At 68.2% G+C, this 23,411-nt stretch carries 22 protein-coding genes, 2 tRNA genes and 1 other RNA gene; 14 read left to right on the top strand and 11 right to left on the bottom strand.

All coding sequences use genetic code 11. The features are described from left to right. Positions 1–18 precede the first annotated feature (18 nt). Positions 19–783, bottom strand: coding sequence for a YaaA family protein (locus ACYSM9_RS13920; protein ID WP_461857546.1), 765 nt, complete (start codon positions 781–783; stop codon positions 19–21). Between the two features lie 56 nt (positions 784–839). Between ACYSM9_RS13920 and rnpB the strand changes: the two genes are divergently transcribed. The 5 genes from rnpB to ACYSM9_RS13895 all read left to right on the top strand — a co-directional run bounded on the left by rnpB (position 840) and on the right by ACYSM9_RS13895 (position 4,757). Further along, an RNA gene (gene rnpB, locus ACYSM9_RS13915) (RNase P RNA component class A) lies at positions 840–1,228 on the top strand. Positions 1,229–1,286: 58 nt separating this feature from the next. Beyond that, on the top strand, positions 1,287–1,829 hold the full coding sequence (locus ACYSM9_RS13910; protein WP_461857545.1) for a TspO/MBR family protein: 543 nt from the start codon (positions 1,287–1,289) through the stop codon (positions 1,827–1,829). 262 nt (positions 1,830–2,091) lie between these two features. Beyond that, a complete protein-coding gene (locus ACYSM9_RS13905; protein ID WP_461857544.1) occupies positions 2,092–3,570 on the top strand; it encodes a glyceraldehyde-3-phosphate dehydrogenase in 1,479 nt (492 codons plus the stop codon). Between the two features lie 65 nt (positions 3,571–3,635). Then, entirely contained in the window at positions 3,636–3,845 is a 210-nt protein-coding gene (locus ACYSM9_RS13900) for a hypothetical protein (protein ID WP_461857543.1), read from the top strand. A 114-nt stretch (positions 3,846–3,959) separates the two neighbouring features. Then, entirely contained in the window at positions 3,960–4,757 is a 798-nt protein-coding gene (locus ACYSM9_RS13895) for an HNH endonuclease family protein (RefSeq protein WP_461857542.1), read from the top strand. A gap of 3 nt (positions 4,758–4,760) precedes the next feature. On the opposite strand, the gene def is transcribed toward ACYSM9_RS13895, so the two are convergent. The 3 genes from def to orn form a co-directional block, all read right to left on the bottom strand. Continuing rightward, positions 4,761–5,333 carry a peptide deformylase gene (gene def, locus ACYSM9_RS13890; protein ID WP_461857541.1) on the bottom strand — a complete coding sequence of 191 codons (573 nt, stop codon included), beginning with the start codon at positions 5,331–5,333 and terminating at the stop codon, positions 4,761–4,763. A 110-nt stretch (positions 5,334–5,443) separates the two neighbouring features. Then, a tRNA-His gene (locus ACYSM9_RS13885) sits at positions 5,444–5,516 on the bottom strand. 128 nt (positions 5,517–5,644) lie between these two features. Beyond that, positions 5,645–6,274: an oligoribonuclease gene (orn, locus tag ACYSM9_RS13880; RefSeq protein WP_461857540.1), complete on the bottom strand. Its 630-nt coding sequence runs from the start codon at positions 6,272–6,274 to the stop codon at positions 5,645–5,647. Positions 6,275–6,414: 140 nt separating this feature from the next. Here orn and mptB point away from each other — a divergent pair, with 140 nt between their 5' ends. Further along, positions 6,415–7,971 carry a polyprenol phosphomannose-dependent alpha 1,6 mannosyltransferase MptB gene (gene mptB / locus ACYSM9_RS13875; protein WP_461857539.1) on the top strand — a complete coding sequence of 519 codons (1,557 nt, stop codon included), beginning with the start codon at positions 6,415–6,417 and terminating at the stop codon, positions 7,969–7,971. 10 nt (positions 7,972–7,981) lie between these two features. On the opposite strand, the gene ACYSM9_RS13870 is transcribed toward mptB, so the two are convergent. Then, entirely contained in the window at positions 7,982–8,689 is a 708-nt protein-coding gene (locus ACYSM9_RS13870; RefSeq protein ID WP_461857538.1) for a DNA alkylation repair protein, read from the bottom strand. A gap of 77 nt (positions 8,690–8,766) precedes the next feature. Between ACYSM9_RS13870 and ACYSM9_RS13865 the strand changes: the two genes are divergently transcribed. Continuing rightward, positions 8,767–9,666: an aldose 1-epimerase family protein gene (locus ACYSM9_RS13865; protein WP_461857537.1), complete on the top strand. Its 900-nt coding sequence runs from the start codon at positions 8,767–8,769 to the stop codon at positions 9,664–9,666. A gap of 4 nt (positions 9,667–9,670) precedes the next feature. Here the strand turns inward: ACYSM9_RS13865 and ACYSM9_RS13860 are convergent, their stop codons facing one another. Continuing rightward, positions 9,671–10,450: an alpha/beta hydrolase gene (locus tag ACYSM9_RS13860; protein WP_461857536.1), complete on the bottom strand. Its 780-nt coding sequence runs from the start codon at positions 10,448–10,450 to the stop codon at positions 9,671–9,673. After that, positions 10,450–11,532 (bottom strand): LacI family DNA-binding transcriptional regulator, encoded by a 1,083-nt coding sequence (locus ACYSM9_RS13855; protein ID WP_461857535.1) that lies wholly within the window; start codon positions 11,530–11,532, stop codon positions 10,450–10,452. The genes ACYSM9_RS13860 and ACYSM9_RS13855 overlap by 1 nt, the downstream gene beginning before the upstream one ends. 167 nt (positions 11,533–11,699) lie before the next feature. Between ACYSM9_RS13855 and ACYSM9_RS13850 the strand changes: the two genes are divergently transcribed. Genes ACYSM9_RS13850 through ACYSM9_RS13840 form a run of 3 tightly spaced genes read left to right on the top strand, consistent with a single transcriptional unit; the run spans position 11,700 to position 14,919 of the window. Further along, on the top strand, positions 11,700–12,872 hold the full coding sequence (locus ACYSM9_RS13850) for a Gfo/Idh/MocA family protein (protein WP_461857534.1): 1,173 nt from the start codon (positions 11,700–11,702) through the stop codon (positions 12,870–12,872). Beyond that, positions 12,869–14,083 (top strand): dihydrodipicolinate synthase family protein, encoded by a 1,215-nt coding sequence (locus ACYSM9_RS13845; RefSeq protein WP_461857533.1) that lies wholly within the window; start codon positions 12,869–12,871, stop codon positions 14,081–14,083. The genes ACYSM9_RS13850 and ACYSM9_RS13845 overlap by 4 nt, the downstream gene beginning before the upstream one ends. Continuing rightward, positions 14,080–14,919: a sugar phosphate isomerase/epimerase family protein gene (locus ACYSM9_RS13840; protein ID WP_461857532.1), complete on the top strand. Its 840-nt coding sequence runs from the start codon at positions 14,080–14,082 to the stop codon at positions 14,917–14,919. Before ACYSM9_RS13845 ends, ACYSM9_RS13840 begins: the two co-directional genes overlap by 4 nt. A 135-nt stretch (positions 14,920–15,054) precedes the next feature. Here ACYSM9_RS13840 and xylB read toward each other — a convergent pair whose 3' ends face one another. Both xylB and xylA read right to left on the bottom strand, forming a co-directional pair. After that, complete coding sequence (gene xylB, locus ACYSM9_RS13835) at positions 15,055–16,473, bottom strand: xylulokinase (protein ID WP_461857531.1); 1,419 nt, start codon at positions 16,471–16,473, stop codon at positions 15,055–15,057. Between the two features lie 3 nt (positions 16,474–16,476). Next, positions 16,477–17,664 carry a xylose isomerase gene (xylA, locus tag ACYSM9_RS13830; protein WP_461857530.1) on the bottom strand — a complete coding sequence of 396 codons (1,188 nt, stop codon included), beginning with the start codon at positions 17,662–17,664 and terminating at the stop codon, positions 16,477–16,479. 117 nt (positions 17,665–17,781) lie between these two features. On the opposite strand from xylA, the gene ACYSM9_RS13825 reads away from it, so the two are divergent. Continuing rightward, positions 17,782–19,002, top strand: coding sequence for an ROK family protein (locus ACYSM9_RS13825; RefSeq protein ID WP_461857529.1), 1,221 nt, complete (start codon positions 17,782–17,784; stop codon positions 19,000–19,002). A 67-nt stretch (positions 19,003–19,069) separates the two neighbouring features. Here ACYSM9_RS13825 and ACYSM9_RS13820 read toward each other — a convergent pair. Continuing rightward, positions 19,070–19,142: transfer RNA gene (locus ACYSM9_RS13820), tRNA-Arg, on the bottom strand. Positions 19,143–19,349: 207 nt separating this feature from the next. Between ACYSM9_RS13820 and ACYSM9_RS13815 the strand changes: the two genes are divergently transcribed. The 3 genes from ACYSM9_RS13815 (at position 19,350) to ettA (ending at position 22,353) form a co-directional block, all read left to right on the top strand. Continuing rightward, positions 19,350–19,913: a single-stranded DNA-binding protein gene (locus tag ACYSM9_RS13815; protein ID WP_461857528.1), complete on the top strand. Its 564-nt coding sequence runs from the start codon at positions 19,350–19,352 to the stop codon at positions 19,911–19,913. A gap of 132 nt (positions 19,914–20,045) precedes the next feature. Next, positions 20,046–20,609 (top strand): DUF6993 domain-containing protein, encoded by a 564-nt coding sequence (locus ACYSM9_RS13810; protein WP_461857527.1) that lies wholly within the window; start codon positions 20,046–20,048, stop codon positions 20,607–20,609. Positions 20,610–20,670: 61 nt separating this feature from the next. Beyond that, positions 20,671–22,353 (top strand): energy-dependent translational throttle protein EttA, encoded by a 1,683-nt coding sequence (gene ettA, locus ACYSM9_RS13805; protein ID WP_461857526.1) that lies wholly within the window; start codon positions 20,671–20,673, stop codon positions 22,351–22,353. A 104-nt stretch (positions 22,354–22,457) separates the two neighbouring features. Here ettA and ACYSM9_RS13800 read toward each other — a convergent pair whose 3' ends face one another. After that, positions 22,458–23,378 (bottom strand): acyl-CoA thioesterase, encoded by a 921-nt coding sequence (locus ACYSM9_RS13800; protein WP_461857525.1) that lies wholly within the window; start codon positions 23,376–23,378, stop codon positions 22,458–22,460. Positions 23,379–23,411: the final 33 nt, after the last annotated feature.

The following is a 23,411-nucleotide window of genomic DNA, read 5'->3' as shown; positions in this document are numbered from 1 at the left end:
CGCATCCTGCCCGGCGGCTTAGCCGGGCAGGATGATGTTCAGGGCGTGCGGCTTGCGCGCGGTCCCGGGCACCAGCTCTGCGTCCCATTTCTCTCGGGCGGCCTTCAGCGCGTCCGACGGCGTTGCGGGCGCCTTGCCGCGGCGTGCCAGCAGGTGCCGCGCGAGTTCGCCGCGGGTGTGCTTGGCGAAATGGCTGACCACTTTGCGCACCCCGCCGGCCTCCGTGAAGACATTGACCGTCACAGTCTGCCCTGCCGGCGGTGCCCATGCCGCCGCGTAGGTGCTGGACCGGCAGTCCACCAGCAGGTGGCCGGACGCAGCCTCCCCAAGGGCGTCGGTGAGTTGCGGCTTCCAGAACGAGGCGAGGCGGCCGACGTCGGGCAGTGAGGTTCCCATGGACAGCCTGTACGCGGGCACGCTGTCCCCGAGGCGGATGGCGCCCCAGAGCGCCGAAACCACCAGGACGGATTCGCCGGCCTTGCGCTGCTGCGCCGGCGTGAGGGACTTGTAGCCCAGGGCGTCATAGAGGACGCCGGAGTAGATGCGGTGTGCCGGGGCGGCCGGTTCCGCGTGCAGGCGGGTGTTGCGTTCGACGTCGTCCTTCAGCGAAGCCCCCACGCCCAGCAGTGCGAGGGCATCCTCATGCGCGCTCACCGTGCCCAGGGCCTCCAGCACCTTGGCGCGGTACGCATTCAGTTGGGGGAAGCTCAGTGACGGCCAGTCGACGGCTGATCCCCGGACTGCGGGTGTCTTGCCTTCGGAAGGGGGAAGCAGAATCAGCACCGTCCGATCCTACCGGCGACAGGGATTGCCGCGGCGCCGGTAGAATGGACGACGGATGGGACAGCCAGACGGCCGCGCGCCACGCAGTGGCTCGAGGAACGTCCGGGCTCCACAGGGCAGGGTGGTGGGTAACGCCCACTCGGGGTAACCCGCAGGCCAGTGCCACAGAAAACAGACCGCCCGCCTTCCAGGTCCTTGGATGGGGGAGCGCGGGTAAGGGTGAAACGGTGGTGTAAGAGACCACCAGCTTCCCGGGTGACCGGGAAGGCTAGGTAAACCCCACCCGGAGCAAGGCCAGACAGGACACGTTTGAGGGCTGCCCGCCCGAGTGTCCGGGTAGGCCGCTGGAGGGTGCCGGCAACGGTACTCGTAGATGGATGGCCGTCGCCCCCGGTCCGGCAACGGAACGGGGGAACAGAACCCGGCGTACCGGCTGTCCCATCCGCACACCCGGTCACGGAATCCCGGTTTGACCTCGCACCCAAGGTTCGGGAAGCTGGACCGTGGCCGTAATCCCTGACCCCCTGCCCGGGCCCGGTGCAGCCGAACCCCCGCTCCCGGCCCGCGGCCGCCAGGCCATCGCCTTCGCCGGTTTCCTGGCCCTTTCCGCGGCCGCATGGGCGGTTGCGTCGATCCCCATCATCCTGAATTCCGGCGGGTGGTTTGCGGCATCGGCCAACGCACCGTGGATGCCGCCGGGCTGGATGTTCCGCTCGACGTGGATGGCCCTGTATGCCGGTGTTGCCGTCGCCGCGTGGCTGGTCTGGCGCAGGGGAGCCCTGGTGGGCGGCACCCTCGCCGGCTACGCAGCCCAGCTTCTGCTCAATGCCGCCTGGCCGGCGACCTTCTTTGGACTCTTCCCGATCTTCGGTACGGCCGCTTTATGGGCGGCCTTCGCCGTGATCTGCGCCCTGGCCGCTTCCCTGGCATTCCTGGTCCTGCGTTTCGGTCCCGCCAGTGCCGTTGCCGGACTCCTGGTACTGCCGTATCTCTCCTGGGTTGTCTTCTCCGCCAGCCTGAACCTCTATTCGGCACTCCACAACTGAGAGTCCGCATCCGGTGCCGGCGCCCCCCGTGTGAGTGATTTCACGCCATACCGTCGTGTTCGGGGGAGTCGGCCAAATTAGAATAGTGAAAGGACGCAGGAGTTCTTCCGCCGGGAATTGCGTTCGCAACCGGCGGTTTTTCTTTGCAGCGATCCAGGTGCCTGGGGGCCGACCCCTGCAGGCGCCGGTGCCCCTGGACATCATCAGGTGGCCTACATCTGTGTACGACGACGTACACGGCTGAACCGAGGAAGGTATTTCTGTGAGCCAGACGTCTGATTCTTGCCTTGACACGTGGATGGGCCGGGAGGCCCTCGCCGAGGCCATGATCCCGGTGATCGGCAGGCTGTACCGCGAAAACAACGTGGTGACCAGCATCCACGGCCGGAGCCTGATCAACAAGTCCACCATGAACATCCTCAAGGCGCACCGTTTTGCGCGCCGGATGAGCAAGGACGAGCTGCTCCTGGAGGAAACGGCACCCCTGCTGAACACGCTGGCCGGCCTTGAACTGGGCGCGGCCGCCATCGACATCGCCCGGCTGAACCAGAAGTTCAAGGAAGAAGGCAACGGCGCCTCCCTTGAAGAATTCCTCCGCAGCGAGCTCGCCGGGATCGTCGGCAAGCGCGGCGGCGACGAGCGCACCAGCACCGACGTCGTGCTCTACGGCTTCGGCCGGATCGGCCGCCTGCTGGCCCGCCTCCTCATCGAAAAGGCCGGTGGCGGCCACGGCCTGCGCCTGCGCGCCATCGTGGTCCGCCGCGGCTCCGACAACGACCTCTCCAAGCGCGCCAGCCTGCTGCGCCGCGACTCCGTCCACGGTTCCTTCGAGGGCACCATCCGCATCGACGAGGCGGCCAACACCATCACCGCCAACGGTGTCCGGATCCAGGTCATCTACTCCAACGACCCCGCCACCATCGACTACACCGCCTACGGCATCAACAACGCCCTGGTGGTGGACAACACGGGCCGCTGGCGCGACGCCGAAGGCCTGTCCCAGCACCTGCAGAGCAAGGGCGTTGCCCGCGTGCTGCTGACCGCGCCGGGCAAGGGCGAACTGAAGAACATCGTCCACGGCATCAACCACCGGGACATCGAGGACAGCGACACGATCGTCTCCGCCGCCTCCTGCACCACCAACGCCATCACCCCGGTCCTGAAGGCCATCAACGACAAATTCGGCGTGGTCCACGGCCACGTGGAGACCGTCCACTCCTTCACCAACGACCAGAACCTGATCGACAACTTCCACAAGGGCGACCGCCGCGGCCGCTCCGCCGCCCTCAACATGGTGATCACCGAGACCGGCGCAGCCAAAGCGGTGGCCAAGGCCCTGCCCGAACTGCTCGGCAAGCTGACCGGCAGCTCCATCCGCGTCCCCACCCCGGATGTTTCGCTGGCCATCCTGAACCTGAGCCTGGAAAACGGCACCACCAAGGACGAGGTCAACAACTACCTGCGGGAAATGTCGCTGCACTCGGACCTGCGCAAGCAGATCGACTACATCGACTCGCCCGAGGTTGTCTCCACCGACTTCGTCGGCTCCCGCCGTGCAGGCATCGTCGACGGCCTCGCCACGGTGTCCACCGACAAGAACCTCGTCCTGTACGTCTGGTACGACAACGAGTTCGGCTACAGCTGCCAGGTGGTCCGCGTCATGGAGGAAATGGCCGGCGTGAACCCGCCGTCGTACCCCGCCAAGGAGTCCGCGGCGGCACTGGCGGCCATCGCCGTCTAGCCTGTCCCATTGAATTCCCGGCTGATTCTCTGGAATCAGCCGGGAAAGGGGACCACACTGGTCCCATGGACAACGAATCTACTCTTCAGCACGAGACCACCCTGGAACACGCCCTCGACGTGGCCAAGGAAAACCACAAGGAAGCAGTCCGGCTGCTTGAGCGCGCCCGGACCGCCCAGAAAACAGGCGACGTCACCGAAGACCGGGTCCGCCAGCTCGAGGGGCTCCTTGCCATCGCCGAGGAAGACCTGCGGAGGGTCATGCGCGAGCAGTAACCGCGCATCGTGTGATTCATCACTCGTCCCCAACAGTGTGGATATCGGCGCCGTGGCGCCGCCACTGTCCTAGGCTCGTGGGGTGCCTGACTCCCGCTCCGTGCCCGTGGCCCCATGACCATCAGCTGGTCCGCCTACCGCCGTGCCCGCCGGCGCTCCCGCCAGGCCTGGGCTGTCCTGGCCACGGCCGCGGCAGCCATCCTCGCCGTCCTCTTCTGGTTCTTCACCGCCGGCCAGTTTGCGGCCGCGGGACCCGCATCGGACGGCCCCACGGAAGCGCCGGTCTTCAATCCGGCCTGGATGAAGCCCGTGGTGCAGCCGCATCCCGTTCCGGCGGGCTCCGCGGCCGCCGCGCTGGAGGGGCTGGCCGTTAAGGGCAGGGCCGCGAACACCGATTATGACCGGGAGGCCTTCGGCCAGGCATGGCTGGATGTTGACCGCAACGGCTGCGACACCCGCAATGACATCCTGCGGCGGGATCTGGCTGGCGTGGTGTTCGCCGACGGGTCCAGGTGCAAGGTCACGGCGGGGCATTTCCGGGAACCCTATACCGGCCAGGAGATGGACTTCCAGCGCGGCTCCGAGAGCAGCCGCGCAGTGCAGATCGACCATGTGGTGGCGCTGGGCGATGCCTGGCAAAAAGGAGCGCAGGGACTCGCCGCGAAGGAGCGGCAGAGCCTTGCCAACGATCCCCTGAACCTGATTGCCGCGGACGGCCCGGCGAACCAGCAAAAGAGTTCGGGTGACGCCGCCACCTGGCTGCCGAAAAACGCGGCGATCCGCTGCCATTACGTGGCCCGCCAGATTTCGGTGAAGGCCGCCTACGGGCTGTGGGTCACCGACGCGGAAAAGGACGCCATGAAGCGGGTCCTCTCGTCCTGCCCGGACCAGCCGACCATCAGTACGCGCTGATGGTCAGTGGCCGAACGGATCCGGGTCCACCCCCGGCATCCAGGTGAGCCCCGGAACGCCCCAGCCGTTCTTCTTTGCCTGCTTTTTCGCTTTGCGGGCATAACGGTCGATCAGCCTGTTGACGTACAGCTTGCCGTCCAGATGGTCGTACTCGTGCTGGATGACCCTGGCGAACCAGCCGGTTGCCTCGAACTTCACCGGCTGGCCAAAACCGTCAAAACCTTCCACGCGTGCCCATTCGGCCCGCTTCAGCGGGAACTGCTCCCCGGGAAAGGACAGGCAGCCCTCTTCCTCTTCATCGGGATCCGGGGCCGCCCCGGACACCTTGGACAGGGTGAGGACCGGATTGACCAGCACCCCCGAAGGGGGCGCGCCGTCGTCGTTGGCGTATTTGTACACAAAGATCCGTTTGCCCACCCCGATCTGGGGAGCGGCGAGGCCCACGCCGTTGGCGGCGTCGTTGGTTTCGAACATGTCGGCGATCAAGGTGCGCAGTTCGTCGTCGAAAACGTCCACCTCGGCGGCGCGTTTGTGCAGGACGGGTTCGCCCCAGATGGTGATCGGCAGAACGGTCATCTCGTAGCCCTCCGGCGGTATCCAGTGCAAAGGTGGTGCATGACAAAGGAGGCCGCACCGGATATCCGGTACGGCCTCCTTCTTGGCGGCTGCATGTGCCACCCTGTGAGGGTGAGCGACGGGGGTTGAACCCGCGACCTCCTGGACCACAACCAGGCGCTCTGCCAACTGAGCTACGCCCACCATGAGCTTCGAGGAAGGCCGGCCAACCGGCTCCCTGGAAACGCAACTCAAATAGCTTACCTGCTCGAAAGGGGTGCTTTGTCCACTTTCGGCGATTTCAGCGAAATTTCATGCAAACGTGGCGCAGATTACGCTTCAGGCTGTGCGGGCACGTCGCCGGCGGTGATCCGCCGGGCGATCTTCTGGGCGGCGGCGCTGTCCGGCCCGGGCGCCGGAACGAAGACAGCCTCGCGGTAGTAACGCAGTTCGTCGATGGAGTCCTTGATGTCACCAAGGGCCCGGTGGCCGCCCTTCTTGGCGGGGGACTGGAAGTAGGCGCGCGCGAACCAGCGCCGGGAGAGTTCCTTGATGGTGCTGACGTCGATCACCCGGTAGTGGAGGTGTTCGACGACGGCCGGCATGTCCCGGGACAGGAACACGCGGTCGGTGCCCACGGAATTGCCGCCCAGCGGCGCCTTGCGCGGGTCCGGAACCCAGGCGGAGATGTATTCCATCACCGCGGCTTCGGCCTCGGCCATGGTCTTGCCGTGCGGAAGTTCGGCCAGCAGCCCGGACTTGGTGTGCATGTCACGGACGAAATCGGACATCTGGGCCACCGCGGCATCGTCCGGCTTGATGACCACGTCGACGCCGTCACCCAGGATGTTCAGTTCGGAGTCGGTGACCAGGGCCGCCACCTCAATGAGGGCGTCGTTTTTGATGTCCAGGCCGGTCATTTCGCAGTCGATCCACACGATGCGTTCGTTAGTTATAGGCACCGGACCAGCCTACCTTTACAGCCTCCGGACACCGGCCGATGCTAGGATTTCGGGTACGCGGCGGGTCGCCCTCCGCCCTGGAGCGTGCCCCGGACAAGGGGACGAGACGCGGTAACGCAAGAAGATTGGACAATCCTGAGATGACGGCGCCTGTGCCCGCAGCGGGGGAGATGGCGGCGGACGGCATTCCCGGCACAAGGGGTGCCGAAGTGGACCATCCCCGCTCATCCTTGCTCGCCGGCTTCCTCGGCTCCCTGTTCATGCTCGCCGGTTCCATCGGCGTTGGCTGGCTGGCGCCCGTTTCGGAACTGCGCCGGATGCCGATGTTCATCTGGATGCGCACCGAAGCGCCCGGTGTCGCCCTGTCGATCGTGTTGCTGGCGGTGGGCGGCATGCTGTTGGTGCGGGCCTGGCTGCGGCTTGGCCAGAAGGTCCGGGTGTGGGGCGATGAGGCGCGGCGCGCCACTCTTGCCGCGGTGGTGGCCTGGGGACTGCCCATGATGTTCTGCGTGCCGCTGTTCAGCCGCGACGTCTATGCCTACATCGGCCAGGGCCGGCTGATGGTGGAGGGTTTCAATCCCTACGAGAACGGCATCTCGGCGCTCTCCAACTACTTCCAGCTCGGCGCCGACAAGATGTGGACCGAAGCCCCGGTGCCGTACGGCCAGTTGTTCCTGTGGATCGAACAGTTGGTGGTGTGGCTGACCAACGTCCAGCCGGAGGCCTGCATCATGCTGTTCCGCCTGGTTGCGCTGGCCGGCGTGGTGCTGTGCGTCATCTACGTGCCCCGGCTCGCGGTGCTCCACGGGGTCAACCCGCACCGGGCCCTCTGGCTGACGGTGGCCAACCCGCTCTTCCTGACGAACTTCATTGCCAGCGTCCACAACGATTCCCTGATGATCGGGATGGCGCTGGCGGGCCTGTACTACTCCGCGACCCACCGGCCCGTCCGGGGGATCCTGCTGGTGACGCTCTCCATCGCGGTTAAACCCATCACGATCCTCTTCCTGCCGTTCATCGGGCTCCTGTGGGCCGGGAGGGACGCCGGCTGGGTGCGCAAGGGCCTGTTCTGGGCGATGACCGCTGCCCTGAGCCTCGGTGTCCTGGCGGCCATGAGCCTGGTCAACGGCTTTGGTTTCGGCTGGATCAACGGGCTTTCCGCCCCGGGCAGCATCTCCATCTGGTACGCGCCCGTAGGCCTGATCGGCATGGTGGTGGGCTCGCTGGCCAACGCGTTCGGCCTGGACGGGTCCGTGCCGGCCGGCTGGGTGTTCGACGCCGGCAAGCTGCTCGCCATCGGCGTCGTCGCCTGGCAGATGTTCAGGGGCGAGTACGACCGACTGATGCGGCGCCTGGCCCTCGGCCTGGCCGCAGTGGTGCTGCTGGCCCCCATCATCCAGGCCTGGTACGTGGTGTGGCTCATCCCGCTCTTCGCCGTCACGGGCATCCGCAACGACTGGCAGGTCAAGGCGCTGTACTTCGTGGTGTCGTTCTTCATGATCTACGCCCTTTCGGACCAGCTGGACGTGTTCCCCTACCTGCAGACCCAGGACCTGGGTTTCGCGCTTGCCATGGCCCGTGTTGCCGCCGCGGTCACCGCCCTGCTGTTCGCCCTGTACCTGATCTTCTGGGACCCCCGCACCCGGCGGCTGTTCCGCAAAACGCACGAACCCGTCGTCGAACGTCCCGTTATTTAGGCTCGCCCGGCTACCCGGCCGCCGGCGGCGCAGCCAGCCGCCGCAGCGCCTCCCTCCGCGAGAGCGGGCTCATCGTCGCGGCGTGCCCGGCTACGAACGACTCCACCCAGTCCGGTGCCGTTTTTGCATATTCCCGCAACGCCCAGCCGATCGCCTTCCGGATGAAGAATTCCGTGTCCGCCAGGTTCGCTTCGATGGCTGCGGCCAGCAGCGCCGTGTCCGTTGCCTTCTTCGCCCGCAGCTGCGACGTGATCGACGCGCGCCGGATCCAGGGGTCCGGGTCGCGGCTCCACCGCCGAAGGACTTGGTCCATGGTCGTGGGGTGGGCCTGCAGCAGGGCGCAGATCCGGCCGGATATCCCGTCGGCGAAATCCCACCATGCGCCTGTCCGGATGATCTCCTCGTACACCGGCAGCATGCCCAGGTCCCGGGCCACCAGCCGGGCGGCGGTCAGGTCGATGGCGGCGTACCGCTCCTCACGGTAGGCCGACGTGCGCCACAGCTCCAGCACCGTGGCCAGCAGCTGGCCGCCCGAGCCGGGCGGAAAGGCCGCGGCAGCGGACGCCACGATCCGGCGTACCTCGGGGACGCGCACGCCCAATGAGGGCATGGACGACTTCATGTACGCCTGGGCGCCCGCGGCGCGTGCGGGGTCGGCGCGGCCCCGCAGCGCCTCCCTGATGGCGGCGATCAGGTCCTCGTCGGCAGGTGCATGCATGAGGCAACTCTAGCCAGCGTTCACCGGCAGGGTGGGGTACGCTGTTGAGCGCTAACACTCCTTGATTGAAGGACACCATGCCCGGAACCGACGTCCGCATTGCCCATGGACCCTACTCCGCCATCGTCACCCCGCGGGGCGGCGCACTGCGGGAACTGCGCCACGGGGACCGGGACCTGGTGGTCAGCTTTGGGCCGGACGGCGGAGTCCCGGACTACCGGGGCGTCATCTGCGCGCCCTGGCCGAACAGGCTGGCGGACGGCACCTATACCTATGCCGGGAAGTCGTATGCCGCCGCCGTCAATGAACCCGAACGGGGCGCGGCCCTGCACGGGCTGGCGATCCACCGCGCCTGGGACGTGGTGGAGGCGGAGGCTGACCGGGTGGTCCTCGGCTGCCGGATTTCTGCGGGGCCGGACTACCCGGCCGGGCTTACGCTCCACGCCACATATTCAGTTTCCGGCGACGGGCTGCGCGGCACGGTGCTGGCGGTCAACACGGGCTCGGCGGCGGCGCCCTACGGCGTCTGCCCCCATCCCTACCTGGTGGCCGGCCCCTCGCCGCTGGATGAGTGGGCCTTGGAGCTTCCCGCCGATTCCTACCTTGAAGTCACACCCGACCGCCTGCTCCCCGTGGGCCTGCGCCGCGTGGATGGTGGGCCCTTTGACTTCCGCCCGCCCCGTCTGCTCAGGGATGTGAAGATCGACCACGCGTTCACCGGCATCGCCCGCGGCAGCGACGGGCAGTCGCGCGTGCGTGTCCTGGACCCTTCGGGGACCGGGGTTGAGCTGGAATGGGATGCCGCGTGGCCGTGGGTCCAGGTCCACACCGCGGACAAACCCGTGGGCCCGGACCGGCTGGGCCTCGCCGTTGAGCCGATGACGTGCCCGCCGGACGCGTTTAATTCGGGACAGGACCTGATCCACCTGCAGCCGGGGCAGTCCCACTCGGCAACATGGACCATCCGGGCGCTCTGAGGCACTACAGGCTGGCAGGCACCGTTGCCGCTGTGGCCTCCGCGGCTCCGGCGTCCGCCCATCCCGCCCGCTCCAGCCACGCCGCGCACAGGGCCGTCCACTGCCCGGGTCCGGGCTCACCGGTGGCAAGGCCCAGGCCGTGGCGTCCCTGCGGGAAGACATGCAGCTCAGCCGCCACGCCGGCGTTCCACAGCGCCTGGACATACGCCAGGCTGTGGCTCACGGGGACTGCCGCATCGTCCGCCGTGTGCCACACAAATGCCGGCGGTGTGCGGTGCGTGACCTGCCGTTCGGCCGAGAGCCCCGCAAGCATGGCCGACGCCGGCGCGCCGCCAAGGAGGTTGTCGATCGAACCCTGGTGGACGTCGCGGGTCAGCGACACCACCGGATAGCAGAGCACCGAAAGGTCCGGGACGGCGGCCGCAACGTCAAGGTCCCGGCTTCCGGTGGCGGCGCCGGTGCACAGCGTGGCGGCGAGGTGCCCGCCGGCCGAGAACCCCAGGACGCCAACGCGGGCGGGGTCCAGGTCGAAGCCGTGCCGCCCGCTGCGGATGTAAAGCATGGCGTCCTTGGCGTCCTCCAGGGGCGCCGGGTGGCGGTCCGGGGCAACCCGGTAGCGCAGCACGAACGCGTGGATGCCCAGCGAGGCCAGCCACCGGGCCACGGGCTCGGCCTCGTGCCCGGCCTGGCGGGCGTAGCCGCCGCCCGGCAGGACCAGGATGGCCGGACGGGGACCGGGTGCGGCGCCGCGCGCCGGCACGGCCGAGAGCCCGCGCCGTTCCATCAGGCGGCTGCTTCGGTGCTGCGCCGGAGCGTGACCTCGCCTGTGATCGGGCCCGCGTGCACTTCCTCCCCGTCCTGGTCCCCGCCGGCAGGCCGCCCCGTGGCCTGCGTGGCGAGCCTGCCGATTTCTTCCAGCGGCAGGCGGACGGTGGAGAGGGCGGGCCGGAAGTCGCGGAGCGTCTCGATGTCGTCGAAACCGGCGATGGCCGCGTCCCGGGGAATGCGCAGCCCTTCGGCCCGCAGTGCTGCCGCGGCGCCAATGGCCATAACGTCGTTGACCGCGAAGATGCAAAGCTTCGGGCCTTCCCCGTCCCCGGAGCGCCCGGCCGTGATGCGGGCTGCCAGGTTGATGCCCGCGTCGTAGCCGCCCGTCCGGTTGAACGAGTTGCGCAGGACCTCCGCCGGCTCCCGGCCCGCCTGCTCCAGGCCTTCCTGGAAGCCCTGGATCCGGTCGTCGGAGGTGAAGAGGCCTTCGGGGCCGCCGATGATGACAAACTCCCCATTCCAGCCCTCGGCCAGCCGGGTCGCGAGTTGCCGGGCGAGGTCCTGGTTGGGGACTTCCACCACGTGGTAGCCCTCGGGGGCGGTGGCACCCACCACGGGATGGCCAACCACCGCCACCTGGCCACCGTTGCGGCAATAGCGGTCAAGTTCGGCCGCCAGTTCGGCATTGCCGTCCCGGTCCTCGGGGCGGCGCGAGCGGGACCCGGCGATCACTATCGAGTCGGCGCGGCGGGCGGCAAAGGCTGCCACCGCTTCCTTCTCCTCGGCCGGCCCGCCACCGGTGGTGGCCAGCAGCACCATCCTGCGCTGCTCACGCGCGGCTGCCTGCACCCCCCTGGCGATGGCGGCGAAGTAGGGGTCCGCGATGTCGTGGACGATCAGCCCGATCAGCCCCGAGCTGGATTTTGCCAGGCCCTGTGCCTGGGCGTTGGGGATGTACCCCAGCGATTCCGCCGCCTGCCGGACCCGTTCGGCAATGTCCTTGCCCGGTTTGCGGGCCGAGCCGTTCAGGACGCGCGAGGCTGTGGCGGGGGACACTCCGGCCAGGCGTGCCACCTCGGTAAGGGTACTTGCGGCCACGGCATCTCCTGGTGTCAAAGGGGACAAATACGTAGGCACATTATGGCAGCCGCCGGCTCGTTTCGGAAAGCGCTTGCCAGATGATGCTGCAGCGTGCATCATGGAAGCAGTGGGAATGCGCTTTCCCGACATGCTTGAACACACTGCCTACTCACCGTGGAGGACACATGGGCTTCGAAACCAAGACAATCCGTATCGCCATGAACGGCATCACCGGCCGGATGGGCTACCGCCAGCACCTGCTGCGGTCCATCCTGCCCATCCGCGACGCCGGCGGCTTCACGCTTGAGGACGGCACCCGCGTACAGGTGGAGCCCATCCTGGTGGGCCGCAACGAGGCGAAAATCCGCGAGCTTGCCGAAAAGCACAAGGTTGCCGAGTGGACCACGGACCTGGACGCCGTCATCAACGACCCCACCGTCGACGTCGTCTTCGACGCCTCCATGACCAGCCTCCGCGCCGCAACGCTGAAGAAGGCCATGCGGGCCGGCAAGCACATCTTCACCGAGAAGCCCACGGCCGAGACCCTCGAGGAAGCCATCGAGCTCGCCCGCATCGGCAAGGAAGCCGGGATCACCGCGGGCGTTGTGCACGACAAGCTGTACCTCCCCGGCCTGGTCAAGCTCCGCCGCCTGGTGGACGAAGGCTTCTTCGGCCGCATCCTCTCCATCCGCGGCGAGTTCGGCTACTGGGTCTTCGAAGGCGACATCCAGGCCGCCCAGCGCCCCTCCTGGAACTACCGCAAGGAAGACGGCGGCGGAATGACCACGGACATGTTCTGCCACTGGAACTACGTCCTCGAGGGCATCATCGGCAAGGTCAAGAGCGTCAACGCCAAGACCGCCACCCACATCCCGGCCCGCTGGGACGAGGCCGGCAAGGAATACAAGGCCACCGCGGACGACGCCTCCTACGGCATCTTCGAACTGGAGACTCCGGGCGGCGACGAGGTCATCGGACAGATCAACTCCTCCTGGGCAGTCCGCGTCTACCGCGATGAACTGGTCGAGTTCCAGGTGGACGGCACCCACGGTTCCGCCGTCGCGGGCCTGAACAAATGCGTCGCCCAGCAGCGCGCCCACACACCCAAGCCCGTCTGGAACCCGGACCTGCCCGTGACCGAATCCTTCCGCGACCAGTGGCAGGAAGTTCCCGCCAACGCCGAACTGGACAACGGTTTCAAGCTGCAGTGGGAAGAGTTCCTCCGCGACGTCGTCGCCGGCCGTGAGCACCGCTTCGGCCTGCTGTCCGCAGCACGCGGCGTCCAGCTCGCCGAGCTCGGCCTGCAGTCCAACGACGAACGCCGCACCATCGACATCCCGGAGATCACCCTCTCATGACTTCACTCATCCTTCCCTCCTCCGACGGGGGCACCCGGGAGTACCGTCTCCAGGGCGCCACCACCTGGGCCCGCCCCGCCGCCCCGCTCACTTCCCGGCGGGCCTACGCCGCCGCCCACGTCATTCCCGAAGTCCTCGCCGACAACACTCCCGGAGCCCCCGCGCAGCTGGACTGGGATGCCACCCTCGCCTACCGGCACGAGCTGTGGTCCTATGGCCTGGGCGTTGCCGACGCCATGGATACCGCCCAGCGCGGCATGGGACTGGATTGGGCCGCCACCCAGCAGCTCATCAAGCGGACCGGGGCGGAAGCCGCGTCGGTAGTCTCCGCCGGCAGTGCCGCCACCGCCGGCAAGTCCGTCCGGGACCTCGTGTCGTGCGGTGCGGGCACCGACCAGCTGGACATCGACGCGCTGCCCACCGGGGAGGCAGGCATCAAGGCCGTCCTTGAGGCATACCGCGAGCAGATCGCCGTCATCGCCGAGGCCGGACCCAAGGTCATCCTGATGGCGTCCCGCGCGCTGGCCCGGGTGGCCCGCGGCCCGGAGGACTACCTGCGGGTGTACTCCACGCTGCTGCAGGAAGTGGACCAGCCGGTCATCCTGCACTGGCTGGGCACCATGTTCGATCCCGCCCTCGCCGGCTACTGGGGATCCGACGATGTCGCCGCCGCCACCGACACGTTCCTGGGCCTGATCCGGGACAACGCGGACAAGGTGGACGGGGTCAAGGTTTCCCTGCTCGACGCCCGCCACGAGGTGGGACTGCGCGCAGCGCTGCCCGAAGGGGTCCGCCTCTACACCGGCGACGACTTCAACTACCCCGAACTCATCGACGGCGACGGCAGCCACCACTCCGACGCCCTGCTCGGCATCTTCGCGGCCATCTACCCGGCCGCCTCGGTTGCGCTGCAGAACTACGACGCCGGCAACAACGCCAGGGCGCGCGAAATCCTTGACTCCACCCGGGAGCTGGGCAAGCACATCTTCAGTGCCCCCACGTTCTACTACAAGACGGGCATCGCGTTCATGTCCTGGCTCAACGGCAAGCAACCCGGCTTCCAGATGGTGGGCGGCCTGCACTCCGGCCGCTCCGTGTGCCACCTGGCCACAACCTTCGAGCTGGCGGACAAAGCCGGACTGCTCAGGGACCCGGCGCTCGCCGCCTTCCGGATGTCCGATTACCTGCGGATCAACGGGGTGGGAGTATGAGCGACTTCTCCCGCCTCTCCATCAACAGCGCCACCACCAAGAAATGGACACTGGCCCAGGTCGTCGAGGGCTGCGTGAACGCCGGCATCCCAGCCATCGGACCCTGGCGGGACCGGGTGGAGGAAGCCGGCCTGGACAAGGCGGCGCGGCTGATCAAGGACGCAGGCCTGCGCGTCTCCTCGCTGTGCCGCGGCGGGTTCCTCACCGCCGCTGACGCCGAGGGCCAGGCCGCCGCGCTCGCCGACAACCGGGCCGCCATCCTCGAGGCCGCCGCCCTGGACACCAGGGAACTGTTCCTGGTGGTCGGCGGCCTGGCCCCGCGGGAGAAGGATGTGGTGGCGGCCCGCCAGCGTGTGGCCGACCGCCTGGCCGACCTGGTTCCCTTCGCGGAAGAGAACGGCATCCGCCTCGTCCTGGAACCGCTGCACCCGATGTATGCCGCCGACCGCGCCCTCATCTCCACCCTGGGCCAGGCCCTGGACCTTGCGGCACCCTTCGACGCAGCGGCGGTGGGTGTGGCCGTCGACACCTTCCACGTCTGGTGGGACCCGGAACTGAAGGCCCAGATCCAACGGGCCGGCCGGGAACAGCGGATCGCCTCCTACCAGGTGTGCGACTTCAACATGCCGATCGCAGCCGACCCGCTGCTGTCCCGCGGGTACATGGGCGACGGCGTGGTGGACTTCGCCACGATCGGCACCTGGGTGCGCGACGCCGGGTACACCGGCGACATCGAGGTGGAAATTTTCAATCAGGAGATCTGGGACACGGACGGCAACACTGTCCTGGCCACGGTCAAGGAGCGCTACGCGGAGCTGGTCCAGCCGTACGCCTGATTCAAGACCGCGGGCTCCTGCTAACGTCACGGCAGGAGCCTGCGCCCCACCGCCAGAAGGCCCGGACCGTGGGCGGTCCGGGCCTTCTGCGCAGTGTCTGCCTGGGTGCGTTGTCTGCCTGCGTGCGCTGTTTGCCTAGGAATGCAGCGAGGCGAACCGGCGGTACCGTGCCAGCACGCCGCCGTCGTCCATCCCCGCGGCGATGTCGACGGCGTCCAGCGTCCAGTCCGGGAAGCGTCCGGTGAGGGCCGCGGCGGCCTGCCGCGCCGCCCCGTCCGCCACGTATTCGCCCGGCCGCGGAACGCGGACCCTGGTTCCAAGAAGCCGCGCCGCAGCAGCCTGCACGGCGGTGGACTGCGCTCCACCGCCGACGAGGAGGATGCGCCGCGCCTTTACGCCCTGCTCCTGCAGTGCCGCGAGGCCGTCCGCTAGGGAACAGACCACGCCTTCGACGGCGGCGCGCGCCAGGTTCGACGGCGTGTAGTTGGCCCGCGTGATGCCGTGCAGCGACCCGGTGGCATCCGGCAGGTTGGGCGTCCGCTCGCCGTCGAAGTAGGGCACCAGCGTCAGCCCGCCGGCGCCGTGCCCGGCCGACAGGGCCAGCTCATTGAAGGCGGGCAGGTCCACTCCCAGCAGGGCGGCCGTGGCGTCGAAGACGCGGGTGGCGTTGAGGGTGCAGACCAGCGGCAGGTAGTGGCCGGCGGCGTCCGCGAATCCGGCCACCAGCCCTGACGGATCAGCCGCCGGACTCGCGGAGACGGCGAAGACCGTGCCGGAGGTGCCAAGCGACATGACGACATCGCCCAGCCCGGCCCCCGCCCCGAGGGCAGCGGCGGCGTTGTCCCCGGCGCCGGCGGCCAGCAGGGCTCCGGCCGGTGTCGTGCCGGCCGGTTCCAGCGGACCCAGGACCCGCGGGAGGGCCGGGACGTGCCCGAGCGAAGCGGACAGGACATCCGGCAGGTACCTTCCCGCCGCCGTCGCATAGTAGCCGGTGCCCGAGGCGTCGGAGCGGTCGGTGGCCAGGGCGGCCAGCCCTTCCGCGCCGCTGCCGGGGCCGTACCCGGCAAGGCGCCAAGTCAGCCAGTCGTGGGGGAGGCATACGGCCGCGACGCGCGCGGCGTTTTCCGGTTCGTTTGCCGCCAGCCAGTGCAGCTTGGTCAGCGTCAGCGATGCCACCGGGACCGTGCCCGTGGCCTGCGCCCAAAAACGCGCCCCGGCTGCGGGGTCACCCCCGCCGGCATCCTTGACCAGCTCCGCGGCAGCACCGGCGCTGCGGGTGTCGTTCCAGAGCAGCGCCGGCCGGATGACCTGGCCCTCGCTGTCCAGGCACACCATGCCGTGCTGCTGCCCTCCGACGGAGACGGCGCTGACGTCGTCCAGGCCGCCCGCGTCGGCCACCGCCTTCTGCAGCGCCGTCCACCAGTGCTCCGGGTGGACTTCGCTGCCGTCGGGGTGGGCGGCCCGGCCCTGGCGGACCAGTGCCCCTGTGTCCGCGTCGCGGATGACGACTTTGCAGGACTGGGTGGAACTGTCGATGCCTGCGACCAGGACCATGGCTTAGCGGGCGCCGAGGAGGTGTTCGATGGCGAGCTGGTTGAGCCGGACGAAGGCGAAGGAGCGCTCGGCGGCCTTGTCGGCGTCGAAGTCCTCGAAGGCGGCGGCATCGGCCAGCAGGTCCGCGGTGCTCTCGCCGGCGGCCAGGGTGGGTTCGCCGAGTTCGAGGACACCGGAGGCCTTGAGGGCAGCCTGGACTTCGGCGTCGGCGCGGAAGGCGAGGGCGCGTTCCTTCAGGAGCAGGTACATGGCCATGTTGGCCTTGGCGGATTCCCAGACGCCGTCGTAGCCGTCGGTGCGGGAGGGCTTGTAGTCGAAGTGCCGCGGGCCGTCGTACTTCGGACCGCCGCCCGGGAAGCCGTTCTCGAGCAGGTCCACGGTGAAGAAGGCGCTGGTGAGGTCGCCGTGGCCGAAGACGAGGTCCTGGTCGTACTTGATGCCGCGCTGGCCGTTGAGGTCGATGTGGAAGAGCTTGCCGGCCCAGAGGGCCTGGGCGATGCCGTGGGTGAAGTTCAGGCCCGCCATCTGCTCGTGGCCGGTTTCCGGGTTCAGGCCCACGATGTCGCCGTGTTCGAGCTGGGCGATGAAGGCCAGGCCGTGGCCGACGGTGGGGAGGAAGATGTCGCCGCGGGGTTCGTTGGGCTTGGGCTCGAGGGCGATTCGGAGGTTGTAGCCCTTTTCCTTGATGTAGCCGGCGGCGGTGTCCACGCCTTCCTTCATCCGGTCCAGGGCGGCGGCCAGGTCCTTGGAGCCGTCGTATTCGCTGCCTTCGCGGCCGCCCCACATGACGAAGGTTTCGGCGCCGAGTTCGGCGGCGAGGTCGATGTTGCGCAGCACCTTGGACAGTGCAAAGCGGCGGATGGAGCGGTCGTTGGAGGTGAAGCCGCCGTCCTTGAACACCGGGTGGCTGAACAGGTTGGTGGTGACCATCGGGACCTTCAGCCCGGTTTCTGCCAGGGCTGCGCGGAAGTTCTTCAGGATCAGCTCCCGCTCGGAGGCTGAGGCGTCGAACGGAACCAGGTCATTGTCGTGGAACGTAATGCCGTAGGCGCCGAGTTCGCTGAGCTTGTGCACCGCTTCGACCGGGTCAAGTGCCTCGCGGGTGGCCACGCCGAACGGGTCGGCGCCGGTCCAGCCGACCGTCCAGAGACCAAAGGTGAACTTGTCGGCGGGAGTGGGGGAGAGAGTCATGACGCGTCCTTGCTATCGGGTACTCCGGCTGATTGCGAAGTTTTAGTTTATTGCCTGAACTATATGGGCGGGCATAGGGTGGGGTCAATAGCCGATCTGTTGTGATTGCGAGGAGTAATGGTGATGCCGGCCCAGGCGGTGGCGGGAAGCGAGGGTGCGGCCCCGGGGAGCATGGGTGACGTGCGGCGCAGCAACCTCGCCCTCGTCCTGGGCAAGATCGCCGACGCCCCGCCGGGCACGCACCCAAGCCGTGCCCAGGTGGCTGCTGCCAGCGGCCTGACCAAGGCCTCCGTGTCCAGCCTGGTGGTGGAGCTGCTGGATGCCGGCATCATCCGCGAGGTGGGCCTCAACCCGCAGGGAAGGGGAAGGCCCGGTGTCGGCCTGGTACTGGACCCGGGGCGGGCGGTCCTGGGGATGGAAATCAACGTCGACTACATCGCCGCCGCCGTGGTGAACCTTTCCGGGGCTGTCCTGGTCCGCCAGGTGCAGGAGCGCGACAACCGCGGCGGCCGGCACCTCCCGGTGCTGGCGGCGCTCGCAGGGCTCGCCGCGAGGGTGCGCAGCGCGGCGGGGGAGCAGGGCGTGGACGTCCTGGGCGGCGGTCTGGCTGTACCGGGGCTGGTGGATCCCGCCATCGCGCGCGTCCTGACGGCCCCCAACCTGGGCTGGGAAAACGTGGACCTGGACCTCCCGGCTTTGCTGCCGGAAGCCCCGCTGGGGGTCGCGCTGTTCAACGAGGCAAACGCGGCAGCTCTGGCTGAGCTGCGCCGGCGGCCTGCCACCGCGTCCGATTTCCTCTTTGTCTCCGGCGAAGTGGGGGTTGGCGGCGGGCTGGTCATCGGGTCCGAACTGTTCACCGGGCCGGCCGGACATGCGGGCGAAGTCGGGCACGTCGTGGTGGAGCCAGAAGGTGCGCGGTGTTCCTGCGGCGGTACGGGGTGCCTGGAGACAGTCGCGGGCCAGGACGCCATCTTTGCAGCCGCAGGCGTCGCTGCTGCCTCCCGCATGGCCGGCATGGCCGCCCTCCTGGGCGCACTGGCCGCCGCGGAACCTCAGGCGCTGGCCGCCGTCGAGCGCGCCGGCCGGCACCTGGGCATCGCGCTCGCATCAACCTGCCGGGTGGTCGACATCGGGTCCGTCGTGCTCGGCGGACACTTTGCAATCCTGGACCCGTGGCTGCGCGCGCCGCTGCTGGCGGCCCTGGACAAGTATGCCCCTGGACGGTTTTCGGACGCGCAGGTGGCGGTGTCCGCGGTCGGGGAAGCCGGGGCATTGCTGGGCGCGGCCGGAAGCGTTATCCGTTCACTGGTGGACGCACCGCACAGGATCCAGGCGTAGAAGCCCCTGTCATGGCGTGTGGGCGGCCGGCGCCCCGGCCCGAAGGCCGGGGCGCCGGTCAGCAAGGTGCCCCAGGAGGGAATCGAACCCCCGACCGGCGGATTAGAAGGCCGCTGCTCTATCCCCTGAGCTACTGAGGCGTCCGGTGTCCGGCCTGCAGGCCGGCACCTCAAAAGTCTACCGTGCCGGCGATGCCTGCGCTGTCAACCTGCCCGCACTTATCCTCCACATCCGGTGCGGCCGCAGCTGTTGTCCACATACGCCAACGCGTGGCTCCTGCCCGCCGCAATCCGGCGCCATGCTGGTCATGCCCGCTAAGGGCGCCACCCTTGAGACAGGACGAAGAGATGACCGAAATGATCACCATCCGGGGCTTTGTGGCCACCGAGATAACGAGTTCCACCACCCCGGGAGGAGTGGCCACGGCTTCCTTCCGCCTGGGTTCCACCTCCCGCCGGTTCGACCGCGAAACGAAGGTCTGGGCGGACGGGCACACCAACTGGTTTACCGTCCAGGGATACCGGCAGCTTGCCGGGAGCATTGGCTGCAGCATCAGGAAAGGCCAGCCGGTCATCGTGGTGGGCAAACTGAAGATCCGCACCTGGGAGAAGGACGGCCGCGTGTACCACTCCACCATCATCGATGCCGAAGCCGTGGGGCATGACCTCACTTTTGGTTCCGCCAACTTCATCCGCACGGCATCGAAGCCCGTTCTGTCGCTCGTGGAACAGCCGCCCGCCCCTGACAGCGCCCAGCCAGGTCCGGAACAGTTCCCGGATGACCCGGAGGACCGGGATGACCGGGAGGACGGCCATCCTTACGACGACGGCAATCCTGCGGTGGTTGTCGAGGACAGCGACGGCGGACTGGCCTCCCTTGACCTCGAAACAGGGGAACTGGCCGAAGTCTAGGAAGCGGGGTCCAGAATCCGGGCATCAGGCACCACCCAGTCTGCGCCCAGGCCGGTTCCGGCCAGCGGCGCGGCAGGTCAGGACGGCGCCGGCGCGTCAGGACCGTCCTGGCAGCCATGGCAGAATGACAGCATGCGGCACACCCCTTCCCACCGGCAGCACACGCGCGCCGGTGCGGCGCTGACCTGTGCGGTCCTGGCCACTCTGCTGTCAGGATGTGTTGCCGGTCCGTCCTCGAACCAGCCGGCCATGAACGGCAGCGGCAACCAGGCATCTCCGCCGGCCACCGCGGCGCCGGCCACCCCGGGGGAGCCTGCCCAGGCGTCCGGATCAGCTGTGCCGGGGGCCAGCTCCAGCGGGGAGCCGTCCGCGGACACCTCCGCCGCGGCATCCGCCACGGCTGCCGCGGCCACCGAATCCATGAAACGGACTGTCACCGACACGCTGACCAGGCTGGCGGCAGGAACCCCGAAACCTGCCACCGCCCAGGTCAGCGAGGCACTTTCCGGGGCAGGGATCGACCCGGCCCTGCTCCAGGTTTCCCAAAGCCGCACCCCAACGGGGCTGGAGGCGGACGCCATCGAAGCGGCGGTCCGCCAGGGCGGTGCCTGTGTCATCGGCCAGGTCCGTGAGGGCACAGTGACCGTCACGGTCCTTCCCGTCCTGGCGGGCGGCAAGTGCTTCGTGGGCTCGTAACCGCGCCCGCCGTGCAGCCGCAAATGTGAGATCTGCCCGCCTACCCACTAGATTTGAGACCATGGCGGAATTTATCTACACAATGACCAAGGCCCGCAAAGCCGTTGGCGAAAAACTCATTCTTGATGACGTAAGCATGTCCTTCTTTCCGGGCGCCAAAATCGGCGTTGTGGGTCCGAACGGTGCCGGTAAGTCCACCATCCTGAAAATCATGGCGGGCCTGGACACCCCCTCCAACGGCGAGGCCCGGCTCAGCCCCGGCTACAGCGTGGGCATCCTGCTGCAGGAGCCGCCCCTCAATGAGGAAAAGACCGTCCTGGGCAACGTCCAGGAAGGCGTTGGCGAGATCTACGGCAAGATCCAGCGCTTCAACGAGATCTCCGAGGAGATGGCCAGCCCCGACGCTGACTACGACACCCTCCTCGAAGAGATGGGAAAGCTGCAGGAAGCCATCGACGCCGCCGACGCCTGGGACCTCGATTCCCAGCTGGAGCAGGCCATGGACGCTCTGCGCTGCCCGCCCGCCGACGCCGACGTCACCAACCTCTCCGGTGGTGAGCGCCGCCGCGTTGCACTGTGCAAGCTCCTCCTGCAGAAGCCGGACCTCCTGCTCCTCGACGAGCCCACCAACCACCTCGACGCCGAAAGCGTGCTGTGGCTCGAGCAGCACCTCTCCAGCTACCCCGGCGCCGTCCTCGCCGTCACCCACGACCGCTACTTCCTCGACCACGTGGCCGAGTGGATTGCCGAAGTTGACCGCGGCCACCTCTACCCCTACGAAGGCAACTACTCCACCTACCTGGAGAAGAAGCGCGCACGCCTGGAAATCCAGGGCAAGAAGGACGCCAAGCAGGCCAAGCGCCTCGCCGAGGAACTCGAGTGGGTCCGCTCCAACGCCAAGGGCCGCCAGACCAAGTCCAAGGCCCGCCTGGCCCGCTACGAGGAAATGGCCGCCGAGGCGGACCGCACCCGCAAGCTCGACTTCGAAGAAATCCAGATCCCGCCGGGACCCCGCCTCGGCGGCCTGGTGCTGGAGGCCAAGAACCTCCAGAAGGGCTTCGACGACCGCGTCCTCATCGACGGGCTTTCCTTCAGCCTGCCGCGCAACGGCATCGTCGGCGTGATCGGTCCCAACGGCGTTGGCAAATCCACGCTCTTTAAGACCATTGTCGGCCTGGAGCCGCTGGACGGCGGCGAGCTGAAGATCGGCGACTCCGTCAAGATCTCCTACGCTGACCAGAGCCGCGGCGGCATCGACCCCAACAAGACCCTGTGGGAGGTCGTCTCCGACGGGCTCGACTTCATCCAGGTGGGCAACGTCGAAATGCCGTCCCGCGCCTACGTGGCAGCCTTTGGTTTCAAGGGACCGGACCAGCAGAAGAAGGCAGGTGTGCTCTCCGGTGGTGAGCGGAACCGCCTGAACCTGGCCCTCACCCTCAAGCAGGGCGGCAACCTGCTGCTCCTCGACGAGCCCACCAACGACCTCGACGTCGAAACCCTCAGCAGCCTGGAGAACGCACTCCTCGAGTTCCCCGGCTGCGCCGTGGTGGTCTCGCACGACCGCTGGTTCCTGGACCGCGTGGCCACCCACATCCTGGCCTACGAAGGCGACGAGGATAACCCCTCCAAGTGGTACTGGTTCGAGGGCAACTTCGAATCCTACGAGGAGAACAAGGTAGACCGCCTGGGTCCCGACGCCGCGAAGCCGCACCGCGTGACCCACCGCCGCCTGACCCGCGACTAAGTCGCCCCGGCGCCGGCCCACTGCGGCAACACGGCGGGTATGCGGGAGGCCGGCACCCCATGGGGTGCCGGCCTCCCGCGTACCCTGCCACGGGTTACGGAATGCTACTGTCCCGGCACAGGGCCCGGAACGCGGATCATGCCTTCCTGGGCGACGGAGGCGACGTGCTGGCCGTCGCGGTTGAAGATCCTGCCGGTGGCCAGTCCGCGGGCGCCCTGGGCGCTGGGCGACTCCTGGACGTAAAGCAGCCACTCGTCCACGCGGGCCGGCCGGTGCCACCACATGGCGTGGTCCAGGCTCGCCACGTTCATGCCCGGAGTGATCCAGCTCAGCCCATGCCGCCGGAGGATCGATTCAAGCAGGGTGTAGTCGCTCGCGTAGGCCAGGGCGGCACGGTGGAGGTTGGCGTCGTCGGGCATGGGGCCGAAGGTCTTCATCCACACCGCATTGCGCGCCTCCCGCGGTCCGGTGGCGGACACATACAACGCCGGGTCCACGTGCCGGATGTCGAACGGCCGCTCGTAGGCCCAATGCCGCGCCACCGGATGATCGAATTTTCCAAGCAGGTCGGCGGTGCTCGGCAGCGATTCCGGATCCGGCATGCCGGCAGGCATAGCGGAGGAGTGGTCAATTCCTTCGTCCGCCCCCTGGAACGAGGCAATCATGGACAGGATCGGCACCCCGTCCTGGTAGGCGTGGACGCGCCGGGCCGAAAAGGACCGGCCGTCGCGGAGGCGCTGCACGCCGAAGGTGATGGGCTGGTTCGCGTCGCCGGGCCGCAGGAAGTAGCCATGCATAGAGTGGACGAACCGCTCCGCGTCAACGGTCCGCGTCGCTGCAACCAATGACTGTGCCAAAACCTGTCCGCCGAAGACGCGGTGGTGGGGCTGCTGCTGGGAAGGGCCGAGGAAGATGTCCTCGTCCGTCCGGGCGCCCTCAAGTTGGCCGAGGTCAAGCAGTTCGATCAGCGATGAGGTGGGGTCTCCGGCGGGGGGCGCCAGGAGTCCGGCGTCGGCTTCAGTCATGGTCCGACTCTAGACGGCGCCCCTGCACCACTC

This window comes from Arthrobacter sp. C152 (assembly GCF_054890965.1).
The sequence above is the reverse complement of the archived record's forward strand: the minus strand, read 5'-3'. Positions and strand labels throughout refer to the sequence as shown.

Excerpts from the sequence above, each read along its gene's own strand:
- ACYSM9_RS13900 (WP_461857543.1), top strand. The coding sequence starts at position 3,636 with ATGGACAACGAATCTACTCTTCAGCACGAGACCACCCTGGAACACGCC.
- ACYSM9_RS13895 (WP_461857542.1), top strand. The coding sequence starts at position 3,960 with ATGACCATCAGCTGGTCCGCCTACCGCCGTGCCCGCCGGCGCTCCCGC.
- def (WP_461857541.1), bottom strand. The coding sequence starts at position 5,333 with ATGACCGTTCTGCCGATCACCATCTGGGGCGAACCCGTCCTGCACAAA.
- mptB (WP_461857539.1), top strand. The coding sequence starts at position 6,415 with ATGACGGCGCCTGTGCCCGCAGCGGGGGAGATGGCGGCGGACGGCATT.
- ACYSM9_RS13870 (WP_461857538.1), bottom strand. The coding sequence starts at position 8,689 with ATGCATGCACCTGCCGACGAGGACCTGATCGCCGCCATCAGGGAGGCG.
- ACYSM9_RS13865 (WP_461857537.1), top strand. The coding sequence starts at position 8,767 with ATGCCCGGAACCGACGTCCGCATTGCCCATGGACCCTACTCCGCCATC.
- ACYSM9_RS13860 (WP_461857536.1), bottom strand. The coding sequence starts at position 10,450 with ATGGAACGGCGCGGGCTCTCGGCCGTGCCGGCGCGCGGCGCCGCACCC.
- ACYSM9_RS13850 (WP_461857534.1), top strand. The coding sequence starts at position 11,700 with ATGGGCTTCGAAACCAAGACAATCCGTATCGCCATGAACGGCATCACC.
- ACYSM9_RS13845 (WP_461857533.1), top strand. The coding sequence starts at position 12,869 with ATGACTTCACTCATCCTTCCCTCCTCCGACGGGGGCACCCGGGAGTAC.
- ACYSM9_RS13840 (WP_461857532.1), top strand. The coding sequence starts at position 14,080 with ATGAGCGACTTCTCCCGCCTCTCCATCAACAGCGCCACCACCAAGAAA.
- xylB (WP_461857531.1), bottom strand. The coding sequence starts at position 16,473 with ATGGTCCTGGTCGCAGGCATCGACAGTTCCACCCAGTCCTGCAAAGTC.
- xylA (WP_461857530.1), bottom strand. The coding sequence starts at position 17,664 with ATGACTCTCTCCCCCACTCCCGCCGACAAGTTCACCTTTGGTCTCTGG.
- ACYSM9_RS13825 (WP_461857529.1), top strand. The coding sequence starts at position 17,782 with ATGGTGATGCCGGCCCAGGCGGTGGCGGGAAGCGAGGGTGCGGCCCCG.
- ACYSM9_RS13815 (WP_461857528.1), top strand. The coding sequence starts at position 19,350 with ATGACCGAAATGATCACCATCCGGGGCTTTGTGGCCACCGAGATAACG.
- ACYSM9_RS13810 (WP_461857527.1), top strand. The coding sequence starts at position 20,046 with ATGCGGCACACCCCTTCCCACCGGCAGCACACGCGCGCCGGTGCGGCG.
- ettA (WP_461857526.1), top strand. The coding sequence starts at position 20,671 with ATGGCGGAATTTATCTACACAATGACCAAGGCCCGCAAAGCCGTTGGC.
- ACYSM9_RS13800 (WP_461857525.1), bottom strand. The coding sequence starts at position 23,378 with ATGACTGAAGCCGACGCCGGACTCCTGGCGCCCCCCGCCGGAGACCCC.